This is a genomic window from Bradyrhizobium sp. P2_E8, assembly GCF_056403875.1.
This window is the reverse complement of record NZ_JBFUES010000088.1, coordinates 1-13280: the sequence shown is the minus strand read 5'-3', so window position 1 is coordinate 13280 and position 13280 is coordinate 1. Positions and strand designations below refer to the sequence as shown.

Sequence of the window (13280 nt, the reverse complement as noted above, 5' to 3'; positions counted from 1 at the left end):
CCGCTTGGCGCGCGCGGGCGTGATAGCACGCAGCCATGCAACCGATGCGGCGGTCGACGGCGACGTCGACTGGATGAGCCAGCGTTCGATGCAGCGACATTTTCGCCGTGTCACGGGCATGACGTTCAGCAGCTATCAGCAAATTCAGCGTGCGCGTCACGCAGCAGCATTGCTGGTGAGCGGGAGCTCCGTCCTCGACGCTACATTCAGCGCTGGCTATTTTGATCAGGCGCATCTTACCCGTTCGGTAAAGCAACTGATCGGCATGACCCCTGCGCGCCTCGCACGCGAGCGGCCGCAATTGTCGTTTTCATACAAAACAACGACGTCCTGACCGCGATATGCGTGGCTCACTCCGGCCTCGGTGGTGGGAGCGACAACCGGAGGAGTGCCGCGGTGAGTTTTCAGGCCTATCTCGACAATATCCAGGCCAAGACCGGCAGAAGCCCGGACCAGTTCCGCAAATGGGGGAAAGACAGGGGTTTTTCGACCGGGACGGGACTGGCGGCCGGGGTGAAGGCGGGCGCCATCGTCGCCGCGCTAAAGGACGAGTTCGGCCTTGGCCATGGCCATGCAATGGCGATCGTTGCACTGCTCAAGCGAGAGAAATAGTAGGGTGATGACGATGAGCAAGTCGAGACGAGGGGCCGGCTATGTGATGAGCGGGGTTGTCATTGCCTTTATGTTGCTCGATGCCGGAATGAAGCTCGTCCCATTGGACGTTGTGATCAAGGCGACCGCCGAGCTCGGCTATCCGCCTTCGCCCGAGTTGGCGCGAGCGTTAGGCGCCGTGGCTCTGGTCTGTACTGCGCTCTATGCCTTCCCTCGAACGGCTGTGCTCGGCGCGATCCTTTTGACCGCCTATATGGGCGGCACCGTTGCTGCTCACCTCCGAATTGGCAACCCGCTCTTCACCCATATGTTGTTCGGGGTGTATCTGGCCGTTCTTGCATGGGGCGGTCTCTATCTCCGCGACACCCGCGTGGAGGCGCTGCTGCCGCTGAGATCGCCATCAGCGCAAGGCTGACAGAAAGAAGGCCTGCTGCGCCTCGAATGTGGCGGCGTTACCATCCTCGATGTCGAGCGGCTGCGCGGGTACGGGGACTAGCGCGCATTGGCGGGGGCGTGCACGGGCCAGAGGTCGGCGCGCCAGCGCACGGCGATCGCCGTCATCGCGATGAAGCCCGCAGCGGCATAGAGCGAACCCGTCGCGGAATAGCCGATCACGTCGATCAGGCTGCCGGCTGCGAGCAATCCGATTGGCAGGCCGTAGATCACCATCATGCGCACACCCATCACGCGGCCGCGCAGATGCGCGCTCGCCGTGCGCATCAGGATCACGGCGGCCGAGATCATCGACATGCTCTGGGCGATGCCGGCCAGAGCAAGGCAGGCCATGGCCACCGGCATGGTCCTGATCTCGACGAACACCAGCAGCATGGCGTACCAGGCCAGCGTCGCGCCGATCAGAAGCCGGGCAATGCGCAGCCCGCTGACGAGGCTGAGCGTGATGGAGCCGATCAGCGAGCCGACGGCGAAACTCGCCGAGAGATAACCGAGGCCGGTCTGGTCGGTGTGAAAGATGTCCCGCGCGATGTAGGGCAGCAATCCGCCGGTGAAGGGAAATGCGGTGAGATTGGCGAGGAAGGCGACGCACAGCGCGGCACCCATTCCAGGGCCACTCCAGGCGTAGACAATCCCTTCCTTCAGCTCGTCGAGCAGCTTTGAAATGGCGAGGCTGCTCGCCGGCAGGTCCGTCGTGGCAATGGTCCTTTTCGGTCGGGTCAGGCAGGACATGAGAATCGCGGCCACGAGGTAGAGGCTTGCGACTGCCGCATAAACCAATCCAATGCCGAGCACGGCGAAGAGGCCGGCGCCTGTCAGCGCTCCGGCAATGCKGGCGCTATCCTGGGTCGTGCGTGACATGCTGATCGCGCTGACCAGCTGCTCGGCCGGCATGATGTCGGCGAGCAACGCGCTGCGAAGGCCGAGATCGGAGGAGCGGATCAGGCCCATGATCGTCACGATGATCATGACCTTGAGCGGCGCCAGGTGTCCGGTGAGAGCCAGGACCATGATGGTGGAGGCCAGTGCCGTATAGGTCAGGCGCAGCACGACAAGGAGATCGCGATGACCCATGCGGTCGCCGACCATCCCGAGCGCCGGTGCAATCAGCGTTCCGACATATTGCAGCGACGCGAGAATGGTCAGTAGCAGCACCGATCCGGTCTCGACCAAGATGTACCAGCCGAGCACCAGCGTTTCGATCTCGAACGCCCAGGAGGTGAGCAGGTCGGACGGCCACTGGAAGCGATAGTTGCGGATGCGGAATGGCGCGAGTGCGGATGTGCTCAAGATGCGATGACGGGTGTCACGGCGATTCCCCCTTATTCTTGTTCTTCTGTTCGGCAGGGTAGCCCCGGCCATGCCCCTGTCAATTGGCGCCACCGCATGCCGCCATGCTTGCCGACGACGCGCGGTGCGCCAGTGCGCCCGCAGCATCGCTTCCTCGCACAGCCGATACGGAAGGGGTAGACCAACCACGCTTGCTCTTCCCGTGCGACAAGGCCATGCTTGCCTGGTTCCTGGGCCCGTCCGGCAGGTCCAGTAGAATGCGCCATCGCGGCTTCCGCGAGGTCTTGACCCATGAACTGCTCTTGCTGTGGTTTAGAGGTCCAGAGCGGCTTTGCCTTCTGCCCGAAGTGCGGCACGAAGCAGCCGAACGCGTGCCCTGGCTGCGGCTTTCCATGCGCGCCGGATTTCGCCTATTGCCCGAAATGCGGCGCCTTCGTCGCTGAGGTCCCCGCAGGCGGCGGGCAGGCATCGGCGCGGACGAGCCCGACGACGCTCCCGATCCGGTCCTCCTCTCCGCCGCTCGCGCCGGCGGAGGAGGCTCAAGCCGCATTTCGACCTCAGTCGGACAAGATCGACAGCGAGGCGAACCGCCGCACCATCACCGTGCTATTTGCCGACCTCAGCGGCTTCACTGCGATGAGCGAGCGGCTCGACCCCGAGGTCATGCAGACGCTTCAAAACGAGTTGTTCGAGGAGTTGACGGCCGCGGTGCAAAGCTTTGGCGGCTTCGTGGACAAATTCATCGGCGATGCGCTGCTTGCTCTGTTTGGTGCGCCGGCGGCGCACGAGGACGACCCGGAGCGGGCGGTGCGCGCTGCCCTCGACATGATCGACCGGACGGCGCGCCTCAGCGAACGCGCGAAGGCGTATGCAGGTTCACCGCTGCTGCTCCATGTCGGCATCAACACCGGGCACGTCGTCGCGGGCGGGCTCGGTGCGGGCGTTGCCAAATCCTATTCGGTGACCGGCGACACGGTGAATACCGCCCAGCGACTGCAGTCGATGGCGGCTCCGGGCGAGGTGCTGGTCGGGCCGTTGACCCACCGTCTGACGCGGCATGCGTTCGCCTACGACTCGCTTGGCGAGGTCTCGCTCAAGGGCAAGATGGGCAACGTACTGGTCCACCGTCTGAAGGAGCCGCTCGACTCGCCCCGAGCGGCGCGAGGTCTCGACACGCTGGGCCTCAATGCGCCGTTGATCGGGCGCGACGCCGAGCTTGCGCGCATGATCGGCAGCCTTGATCGCGCGTGCGGCGGCGCAGCTCAACTGGTGCGGCTGGTCGGTGAAGCCGGCATCGGGAAAACACGCCTGGTCAGGGAGTTCGTTGCGAACATCCGCGATCAGGATCGATTTGCAGGCGTGGCGATCCGGCAGGCGGCGTGCTCGCCGCTCGGCGAACAATCCTACGGCACACTCGCCGCCGTGCTGCGTAGCGCCTATGGCATCGCGCAGAAGGCGAGCGCCAGAGAGGCGGAGGCGAAGGTCGCCGAAGCGCTGTCGGAGCTTGGCCTCGCGACTGACGAGGCCGACCGCCTGATGCCGCTCTATCTGCACGTACTCGGCCTCGGCGACCCCAACGCCGTGCTCAGGCATGTCGAGCCCGAACAGCTCCGCCGGCAGATATTCTTCGCGATTCGCACCGTCTTCGAACGCCGCCTGGCACTGTCGCCACTGCTGATCATCGTCGAGGATCTGCATTGGGCCGACGCGGTGTCTCTTGAAGCGTTGCGCTTCCTGATGGACCGACTGGAGCGGACGCGGCTGATGCTGCTGTTTACGCACCGGCCGATGCTGGAGCTGGACCAGTTCGGTTCGAGCAGGATCAGTCACGCAACCCTCCGGCTGCCCCCGCTTGGCGATGCCGACGGACAAAAGCTGCTCGCGGCCTATTTCAGTCACGGTTGGCGTGAACCACCGGGACGTCTGTTCAGTCGAATCCTCGATCGCGCAGGCGGCAATCCGCTTTTCCTCGAGGAGATCATACGCGGCCTGATCGAAGCCGGCACCCTGCAGCGCGACGGCGCACAGTGGCGGATGACGTCGGATGAAGCCGCCGCCGATATTCCGGCAAGCATTCAGGCGTTGTTGCTGGCGCGTCTCGACCGGTTGCCGCATCAGGTGCGCCGCCTGGCACAGGAGGCCGCGGTGATCGGCCCGCGTTTTGATGCCGCTGCTCTCGGTGCGGCGGCAACCGAGCCGGCAAGGGTGGAAGCAGGGCTCGAACTTCTATGCGACGCGGAAATCGTCGAGGAGATCGCGGGCTCGAACTCGATTTCGCTGCGGACCTACCGCTTCACGCAAACCATGCTTCAGGACGTGATCTATCAAAACCTGCTTCTGCAGCGCCGGATCGAGCTTCATGGACGGATTGGTGGGGCGCTCGAGAGGCTCTATGGCCACGAGCCCGAGCGCCTCGAAGATCTCATCCTGCTCGGACATCACTTCAGTCTGAGCGCGAGCAAGCCGAAAGGCGCGCGCTATCTGCGCGCGGCCGGCGATCGCGCACGCGCCAGCTATGCCAATGACGATGCCATCCGTCTCTACCAACAGGCCCTCGCCGTGCTGTTGACCGGCGGCGAACGGGAGCCGGAACGGCTGGTCCTGTACGAGCGGATTGCGGACCTCTGTGGCGCGGCTGGCCGCCGGAACACGGCCGAGGAGCACTATCAGAGCGCGTTGGAGGGACACCGCGCCATACAGGACCGGATCGGGGAAGCGCGAATTCTTCGCAAGCTTGGCCGATTGCTGTGGGACGCCGGCAAGCGGATCAAGGCAGAGACGCATTACGCCGAGGCGGCCAACCTGCTTGGAGGGACCGACGCGCCCATCGAGTGGGCGCATCTCTTGCAGGAGCGCGGCCGTCTCGCATTTCGGACGGGCGATCACGTGGCCGCCGCAAGATGGGCAGACGAGGCGCTCGGCCATGCGCGGTCCGTACCGGCGGACGCGGACGAGCAAAGCGGGCTCGAGGCGGCACGTGCCATTGCGGAGGCCCTCAACACCAAGGGAGTTGCGCTGGCGCGGCTTGGACGACACCAGGAGGCAGTTCGCGAGGTGGAGCAAAGTGTCGCAGCCGCCGAAACAGCTGGCCTCCTTAACGTAGCCTGCCGCGGCTACACCAACCTCGGTGTGCTCTACACGATTGTCGACCCGGCGAAAGCCGTGGAGGTCTGCCGGCGTGGACTCGATGTCGCGCGTCGGATCGGGGATCTCGGCTTCCAGGCGCGCCTTCTTGCCAATTTTGCCGTTGCCTGTTGCACCTTCACGGACAGATGTACCGAGGAAGGGGTGCCGGCTGCCGAAAAGGCGATCGAAATCGACCGTGCGCTCGATCAGCGCGAGCATCTCTCCGTGCCCTTGATCGTGCTCGGGCAAATCCACCAATGCCATTTCCGCCCCGATCTCGCCGCCCGCTGCTACAACGAGGCAATCGAGGTGGCGAACGAAACCGGCGAACCGCAGCAGCTTTTTCCATGCTATGATGGTCTCGCCACGCTGAGCCTTGATCGAGGCGACATGCCCGAAGCCGACCGGTATTTCGCGCTGGCCCAAGATGTCTGCGCCCGCCACGGGCTTGATCCCGCAGGGCTGATCGTACTGCCATTTCTCGACTAGGCCATATGAAGGAGTTCGACCATGTCAGAAACTCATGTCGATGGACCGCTTCAACCGGGCGAACGCGCACCGAACGTCGTGCTGGATGCCATCACGCGCGAGGGAAAGATTGCGCTCGAGGATTTTCGCGGGCAGAGCCCGATATTGATCGGCTTGTATCGAGGCCTGCACTGTCCGTTCTGCCGGCGCCATATCGCGGCACAGGCGCAGCTTGATGCCGCCCTACGCGACAAGGGCGTCGAAAGCCTCACGGTCGTCAATACGCCGATCGAGCGCGCGCGGCTCTACTTCCGCTATCATCCATTGCCCGATCTGCTCGCCGCGTCCGACCCCGAGCGGGTCTCGCACCGTGCGTTCGGCCTGCCCAATCTCGAGTTTACGGAGAACGAAACCGAGTGGCCGCGCAAGGTGGGCATGGATGTGGTGAGAAGCATGCAGGTCGAAATTCCGGGCGAATTATCCGGACCGATGAATCGACTGGCGGCGTTTGACTACCTCAACAACAAGGACGGTTACGAGATCATGGAAGCCGACAAGCACATGGAAGCAACCGGCCTTGGCCAATTGTTTGGGCAGTTTCTGCTCGATCGCGAGGGGATTGTGCGCTGGAGCTTCACCGAGATTCCTGACGGAGGCCAGCACATGTTCGAGGTGCCGAGCCCCCGGGAGTTGATGTCGGCTGCCTCGCAGGTGGCAGGCTAAGCACCGTTAGCTAAAAGTGAGGGAGTTCAATCATGTCAGAACGTCATGCCGATGGACCACTTCAACCGGGCGATCGTGCACCGAATATTGTGCTGGACGCCATCACACGCGAGGGAAAGATCGCGCTCGAAGATTTTCGCGGGCAGAGCCCGATATTGATCGGCTTGTTTCGAGGGTTGCACTGCCCGTTCTGTCGGCGCCATATCGCGGCACAGGCGCAACTTGGCGCAGCGCTGCACGAAAAGGGCGTCGAAAGTCTCACGGTCGTGAATACGCCCATCGAACGTGCGCGGCTCTACTTCCGCTATCATCCCTTGCCCAACCTGCTCGCCGCGTCCGACCCCGACCGGGTCTCGCACCGGGCGTTCGGCCTGCCCACTCTCGAGTTTACGGACCACGAGACCGAGTGGCCGCGCAAGGTGGGTATGGACGTCATCATGAGCATGCAGGTCGATATGCCCGGCGAAACGTCGGGGCCGATGAATCGGTTGGCGGCTGCCGAATACCTCAACAAAAAGGACGGCTACGAGATGATGGAGGCCGATCAGCGCATGGCGGCAACCGGCCAGGGCCAGCTGTTCGGCCAGTTCCTGCTCGATCGCGAGGGGATCGTGCGCTGGACCTTTACCGAGGTTCCTGAAGGCGGCCAGCGCATGTTCGGGGCTCCAAGCCCTCAGGAGTTGATGTCGGCCGCCTCGCAGGTGGCAAGCTAGGCATTGTCGCCTTGTTGGCGGTGCAAATGCTGCGCTCAACGCGCTGCAACCCGCGGCTTTCTTTCCGCAGGCGCGGTCGCCATCGCGGAGATCCGTAGCCGCGTGAAATGCGCATCAGTTTGAAACACGACTCAGGCGCACGATGACCAACATCCAGGAGCGACTGCTCGAAAGCAAGATGACCGAGATTGAGCAGGCCCGATCCTGGAGCCCACGCGTGATCTCGAAATTCGAAACGCTTATCAGGAGCGGTGACGATCTCTCGCTCTACCGGATCAATCCCCTGGCGTTCGCGCGTGATCGCGCCATTACCGAGGCGGAAAGCATCGACCTGTTTCTCCATGCGACCAGGAGCGGGTTGTTCGAGATGAGTTGGGACGTTGTTTGTCCCCAGTCCGGCATGGTGCTCGACAGCTTTGGCGCTCTGCGTACCCTGAAGACCCATTACGTTTGCGGCCTCTGCGACGTCAGCGGTGAGACCAACCTCGACGATTTCATTGAGGTTACGTTTACGGTCTCGCCGCACCTCCGGCGGATTCCATTTCATGATCCTCATTCCCTTTCGATCGAGGACTTCCACTGGAAGCTTCGTTTCTTGGGCGACGCGCGCATGCCCGGTCAGCAGGTCCGGTTTCTCGATTTCCTGCGTGGATTGGTTCGCGGACTTGCGTTCTTGCCGCCGGGCTCGACCACCTCTCTTCGCGCCGACCTCGGTCCCGGTGCCCTGGCCGGCGTCAACATCCAAACGCAGGCTGCATTCGTGGTCTCGGTCGCAGGCGAACCCGCAACCGCGCCGACCGTCCTGCGGGTCGGATATGATGCGCGGCGTTTTTCGCCTTCGCTGTCCGTCGTCCCGCCCGGCCCCGTTGTGATCGACGTGGAGAACTCCGGCGCAGTGCGTGGCTCGTTGCTCCTGATCAATTGGCCGCCCGAAGTCCTGGCCCAGACGACCAAGCCTGCGCTCGAGTTCGAACCGTATATGTCCGGCGGCATGTTGCTTGCGCGGCATACCTTCCGCCGCCTGTTCCGCTCGGAACGCGTCGACGAGCGGGAAGGCCTCGGCATCCGGCAGGTGACCTTGCTGTTCACGGATCTCAAGGGTTCGACCGCGATGTACGAGCGTCTCGGTGATCTGAATGCCTATGCCCTGGTCCGCGAGCATTTTGCCTTGCTGGGAGCGACCGTCCAGGCGCATTCCGGCGCCATCGTCAAGACGATCGGCGATGCCGTGATGGCGGTCTTCTCCCGCCCGACCGACGCGGTCTCCGCGGCGTTGCATATGCTCGGAGAGATAGAACGCTACAACAGCGAGCATGGCGATCCGAGCATCATCCTGAAGATCGGAGCGCATTGTGGTCCGTCGATTGCAGTGACCCTCAATGAAAATCTGGACTACTTCGGGCAGACCGTGAATGTTGCGGCGCGCGTGCAAGCGTTGGCCGATGCCGGCGAAATCTGTCTCTCGGAAGCGCTTTATTCGGCGCCGGGCGTCAGCGGCCTCCTGGCAGGCCATGCCATCGTTGAGTTTGACGCCCCTCTCCGCGGCGTCGAAGGAAATGCGTGCGTGTATCGAGTCGTGCGTAGTTAGGATCCTGCTTCGGCACGACCGTGCTAGAGATTCTCAAGTCACCGGTACTTTCGGCTTCTTCTCCGCCAGCGCTGCCGCCATCGCCGAAATCAGCGGCCGCATGAAAAACGCATCTTCCGCCGGTGCGATGTCCGTGCGCAGGCCATGCGCGGCGAGCTCCCCCGACACGGCGGGGCCCACCGACGCAATCAGCGTCCGCTCCAACCCCGCGTGCAACTTCGCTTCGCTGCCATGCGCCTTGGCGGCTTCGATCAGGCGGCGGACCTGGCCGAGATTGGTCAGCGCGATGGAATCGATCCGCCCCTCCGCCATGTCGTCGATGGCGGCGACGATGTTGGCATCCGCCGCCTTGGGATCGTAGACATAGGGCAGCACGGTATCGACCTCGGCKCCTTGCGCCGAGAGTGCGCCGGTCAGTGCGCTGTGGTCCTTGTCCGGATAAAGCTGGAGGCCGAGGCGATGCCCCTTCAGGTCGAGCTTGCCCAGCATCTCGATCACGCCCTCTGTGGTCGGCTTCTCCGTGGTCTGCTGCGCCTCGAGCGAGATCTCGCGCAGCGCCTTGCCCGGCTTCGGCCCGCGGGTGAATTTTCGCGATTTGGCGAGGGCCGGGACCAGAGCCTGGTCGAGACCACGGGCCCGCGCGAGCTTCATGATCCGTCGCAGGCCTTCGCCGGTCATCAGCACGAGATCGTCAAAGGGCCTGTCGATGGCGCGGCGGATCCAGGCCTCGACGGGGGCCGGGTCCGGCGCATCGTGGATGGTGAACATCGGRCACTGCACGACGTCGGCGCCTTGCTCGGCGAGGAGCTTTGAGAACTGCGCCTCCTCGCGCGTTTCCAGGATCAGGATGCGGTAGCCGTTCAAGCGGTCGGCCATGGGCGTGCTCCGGTATAAATCGCAATTGTCCGTTCATCCTGACTCTGCGTTTCAGGTAGAAGCAAGTCTTGGGATTGGCGCAAGGGCGGGGTCGGTGATAGAGCAGGGCGCAAATCGCGGGTTGTTCCGCATCATTTGCCCAAACCTTCATCAAGAGCCATGCCCGATCATCAATATGTCCTGACCCTGTCCTGTCCGGATCGCCCCGGCATCGTCTCGGCGGTGTCGACCTTCCTGGCCCACAACGGACAGAACATTCTCGACGCGCAGCAGTTCGACGACGTCGAGACCAAGAAGTTCTTCATGCGGGTGGTGTTCACCGCCGCCGATCTCGCCGTGGAGCTATCCGCGCTCCAGACCGGCTTTGCCGCGATCGCGGAGCGCTTCGGCATGGAGTGGCAGATGCGCGACCGCGCCGCGCATCGCAAGGTGATGCTGCTGGTGTCGAAGTCCGACCATTGCCTGGTCGACATCCTCTATCGCTGGCGCATCGGCGAATTGCCGATGGTCCCGACTGCGATCGTCTCCAACCATCCGCGCGAGGTCTATGCCGGGCTCGATTTCGGCGGCATCCCGTTCCACCATCTGCCTGTGACCAAGGAGACCAAGCGCGAGCAGGAGGCGCAGATCCTCGATCTCGTCGCCAGGACCGGGACCGATCTCGTCGTGCTGGCGCGCTACATGCAGATCCTGTCGGACGATCTGTCGGCCAAGCTCTCCGGCCGCTGCATCAACATCCACCACTCGTTCCTGCCGGGCTTCAAGGGCGCAAAACCCTATCACCAGGCCCATGAGCGCGGCGTCAAGCTGATCGGCGCCACCGCGCATTACGTCACGCGCGACCTCGACGAGGGTCCGATCGTCGACCAGGACGTCGAGCGCATCAGCCATCGCGACACGCCGGAAGATCTCGTCCGCAAGGGCCGCGACATCGAGCGCCGCGTGCTCGCGCGCGCGATCCGCTATCACCTCGACGACCGCGTCATCCCCAACGGCCGCAAAACCGTGGTGTTCATGGATTGATCCGGAGGTCATTCCGGGCCGCCTCGAAGAGGCGAACCCGGAATCTCGAGATTCTCAGGTGCGCAATTGCGCACCTTAGTTCGATGCTGACGCATCGCCCCGGAATGACGGCTATCCCTCAGCGCACCGCGTTGCCTGACGTCACGCCCGTCGCGCCCTTCTGCGCCTGTTCTTCCTTCTCGCGATCAGCCGCCGGCATGAGCCGCTTGCGCTCGCGCTCCTTCATGTAGGCGTCGTATTGCGGCGTGCCTGCCCGCGGCGGGGCGTCGGCCGGCAGGCCGCCGGCCCATTGCGGGACGTAATCGCCCATGCCGGCGGACAGCTTCTCATTGACCGTGCCGCAGCCGGACAGCCCTGCGGCAAGCGCGAGGAGGGGCAGGAGGGAGCGGAAAGGCTTCGGCATTGTGGGGGCGCGCGGGTTCGGTCTGGTTGGACGCCGGGTCAGGCTGGCGCCGAGAGAGTAGCCTTCAACAAGGTAAAAGAGACTTATTCGAGATAGGTAATAAGTTACCGAGTTGGAGCCGGCCCGGAGCCCCGGATGTACCAATTCTGCAAAAGAAAGACGAAATCTTCCATCCACGCGGCCCGTCGCGTTTCTAGACTGCGGCGCGGGGCTCGCGACAAAGTGGCTTGGCCGGCGAGGGGGCTTTTTCGTTGACAGGTCCATTTTATTTGTACAATCGTACAAATAAATAAAAGCGGCCAAGGTCGGGCGTTCGGGTCACCTCGACGTAACCGCAACATCACTCCCCGCCGTCGGAAAACGGGACGCCCGGCTTGCGCCGATTGGTCGCCAAACGTCCGATTGACAAGGGGGGCACCAAGGACGCCATGTGGCGCGCGATAAGGCTCGCGCGTGAGCTAGAGTGAGGCAAGGACCGGGCACTCGGTTCGCCGCACAAGAGGTCAGGAATCAAGGGGAGGGACACTCTTATGTTCGAACGCAAACAACTTTCTTGGGCAGCCGCGGTGGCCGCCGTTGCAGGCCTGGTGGCCGTCGCGCAGGCCAGGGCCGAGGACACCGTCAAGGTCGGTCTGATCCTGCCGATGACCGGCGGCCAGGCCTCGACCGGCAAGCAGATCGAGAACGCGATCAAGCTCTACATGCAGCAGAAGGGCGACACCGTCGCCGGCAAGAAGATCGAGATCATCCTCAAGGACGACGCCGCGATTCCGGACAAGACCAAGACGGCCGCGCAGGAGCTGATCGTCAACGACAAGGTCAATTTCATCGCCGGCTTCGGCGTGACGCCGGCAGCCCTCGCCGCCGCGCCGCTGGCAACGCAGGCCAAGATTCCGGAAGTCGTGATGGCGGCCGGCACCTCCATCATCACCGAGCGCTCGCCCTATATCGTGCGCACCAGCTTCACCCTGGCGCAGTCCTCGACCATCATCGGCGATTGGGCGGTGAAGAACGGCATCAAGAAGGTGGCGACGCTGACCTCGGACTACGCGCCGGGCAACGACGCGCTGAACTTCTTCAAGCAGAATTTCACCGCCGGCGGCGGCGAGGTGGTCGAAGAGGTCAAGACGCCGCTCGCCAACCCCGACTTCGCGCCATTCCTCCAGCGCATGAAGGACGCCAAGCCTGACGCGATCTTCGTGTTCGTGCCGGCCGGCCAGGGCGGCAACTTCATGAAGCAGTATGCCGAGCGTGGCCTCGACAAGGCCGGCATCAAGGTGATCGGACCGGGCGACGTCACCGACGACGACCTCCTCAACAACATGGGCGATGCCGTGCTCGGCACGGTCACCGCCCATCTCTATTCCGCGGCGCATCCGTCCGCGATGAACAAGGATTTCGTCGCGGCCTACAAGAAGGCCTTCGGCACCCGTCCGGGCTTCATGGCGGTGAGCGGCTATGACGGCATCCACCTGATCTACGAGGCCCTGAAGAAGACGGGTGGCGACACCAATGGCGACAAGCTGATCGAGGCGATGAAGGGCCAGAAGTGGGAGAGCCCGCGCGGCCCGATCTCGATCGACCCGGAGACCCGCGACATCGTGCAGAACATCTACATCCGCAAGGTCGAGAAGGTCGACGGCGAGCTCTACAACGTCGAGTTCGCGACCTTCGAAGCCGTCAAGGACCTCGGCAAGACCAAGAAGTGACGCGCGAAAGCGCGTCATCCCGGGGCGCGCTTAGCGCGAACCCGGGATCTCGACGTGATTGAAATGGCTTCCGGGTTCAGCGCTGCGCGCTGCCCCGGAATGACGACGTGATTACCAGGGTTTACCCGCTTACGATGACCGCAATCCTCACCAACCTGTTCGATGGCGTTGCCTACGGCATGCTGCTGTTCGTGCTCGCCTGCGGGCTCGCGGTCACGCTCGGCCTGATGAACTTCGTCAATCTTGCTCACGGCGCCTTCGCCATGACCGGCGGCTATGTCTGCATGGTGCTGGTG

Annotated in this window: 12 protein-coding genes and 2 pseudogenes; 11 read left to right on the top strand and 3 right to left on the bottom strand. The window is 63.5% G+C overall.

Annotated elements, in window-relative coordinates:
- The 4 genes and pseudogenes from AC1D00_RS07550 to AC1D00_RS07535 all read left to right on the top strand — a co-directional run.
- Positions 1-334, top strand: a 334-nt coding sequence (locus tag AC1D00_RS07550) for a helix-turn-helix transcriptional regulator (RefSeq protein WP_477010227.1), incomplete at its 5' end; no start/stop codon positions are given.
- A gap of 62 nt (positions 335-396) precedes the next feature.
- Positions 397-612 carry a DUF4287 domain-containing protein gene (locus AC1D00_RS07545; RefSeq protein ID WP_135174695.1) on the top strand — a complete coding sequence of 72 codons (216 nt, stop codon included), beginning with the start codon at positions 397-399 and terminating at the stop codon, positions 610-612.
- A 13-nt stretch (positions 613-625) separates the two neighbouring features.
- The gene (locus AC1D00_RS07540) at positions 626-1027 is read left to right on the top strand and encodes a DoxX family protein (protein WP_477010226.1); all 402 of its coding nucleotides are present in this window, start codon (positions 626-628) and stop codon (positions 1025-1027) included.
- A pseudogene (locus tag AC1D00_RS07535) lies at positions 1028-1108 on the top strand (Crp/Fnr family transcriptional regulator); the annotation flags it as partial.
- On the opposite strand, the gene AC1D00_RS07530 reads toward AC1D00_RS07535, so the two are convergent.
- Positions 1105-2355 (bottom strand): MFS transporter, encoded by a 1251-nt coding sequence (locus tag AC1D00_RS07530; RefSeq protein ID WP_477010225.1) that lies wholly within the window; start codon positions 2353-2355, stop codon positions 1105-1107. The pseudogene AC1D00_RS07535 and the gene AC1D00_RS07530 sit on opposite strands and share 4 nt — an antisense overlap.
- Positions 2356-2646: 291 nt before the next feature.
- Here AC1D00_RS07530 and AC1D00_RS07525 point away from each other — a divergent pair, with 291 nt between their 5' ends.
- The 4 genes from AC1D00_RS07525 (at position 2647) to AC1D00_RS07510 (ending at position 8973) form a co-directional block, all read left to right on the top strand.
- Positions 2647-5970 carry an adenylate/guanylate cyclase domain-containing protein gene (locus tag AC1D00_RS07525; RefSeq protein ID WP_477010224.1) on the top strand — a complete coding sequence of 1108 codons (3324 nt, stop codon included), beginning with the start codon at positions 2647-2649 and terminating at the stop codon, positions 5968-5970.
- A 21-nt stretch (positions 5971-5991) separates the two neighbouring features.
- Positions 5992-6672, top strand: a complete 681-nt coding sequence (locus AC1D00_RS07520) for a redoxin domain-containing protein (protein ID WP_135174690.1) — start codon at positions 5992-5994, stop codon at positions 6670-6672.
- Between the two features lie 32 nt (positions 6673-6704).
- Complete coding sequence (locus AC1D00_RS07515; protein WP_135174689.1) at positions 6705-7385, top strand: redoxin domain-containing protein; 681 nt, start codon at positions 6705-6707, stop codon at positions 7383-7385.
- Positions 7386-7527: 142 nt separating this feature from the next.
- Positions 7528-8973, top strand: a complete 1446-nt coding sequence (locus AC1D00_RS07510; protein ID WP_271577516.1) for an adenylate/guanylate cyclase domain-containing protein — start codon at positions 7528-7530, stop codon at positions 8971-8973.
- Between the two features lie 33 nt (positions 8974-9006).
- On the opposite strand, the gene AC1D00_RS07505 is transcribed toward AC1D00_RS07510, so the two are convergent.
- Positions 9007-9849 carry a uroporphyrinogen-III synthase gene (locus AC1D00_RS07505; protein ID WP_477010223.1) on the bottom strand — a complete coding sequence of 281 codons (843 nt, stop codon included), beginning with the start codon at positions 9847-9849 and terminating at the stop codon, positions 9007-9009.
- A 159-nt stretch (positions 9850-10008) separates the two neighbouring features.
- Here AC1D00_RS07505 and purU point away from each other — a divergent pair, with 159 nt between their 5' ends.
- Positions 10009-10872, top strand: coding sequence for a formyltetrahydrofolate deformylase (purU, locus tag AC1D00_RS07500; protein WP_477010222.1), 864 nt, complete (start codon positions 10009-10011; stop codon positions 10870-10872).
- 118 nt (positions 10873-10990) lie between these two features.
- Here the strand turns inward: purU and AC1D00_RS07495 are convergent, their stop codons facing one another.
- Positions 10991-11275 carry a hypothetical protein gene (locus AC1D00_RS07495; protein ID WP_271577519.1) on the bottom strand — a complete coding sequence of 95 codons (285 nt, stop codon included), beginning with the start codon at positions 11273-11275 and terminating at the stop codon, positions 10991-10993.
- A gap of 530 nt (positions 11276-11805) precedes the next feature.
- On the opposite strand from AC1D00_RS07495, the gene AC1D00_RS07490 reads away from it, so the two are divergent.
- The gene (locus tag AC1D00_RS07490; RefSeq protein ID WP_477010221.1) at positions 11806-12984 is read left to right on the top strand and encodes an ABC transporter substrate-binding protein; all 1179 of its coding nucleotides are present in this window, start codon (positions 11806-11808) and stop codon (positions 12982-12984) included.
- A gap of 134 nt (positions 12985-13118) precedes the next feature.
- A pseudogene (locus AC1D00_RS07485) lies at positions 13119-13280 on the top strand (branched-chain amino acid ABC transporter permease); the annotation flags it as partial.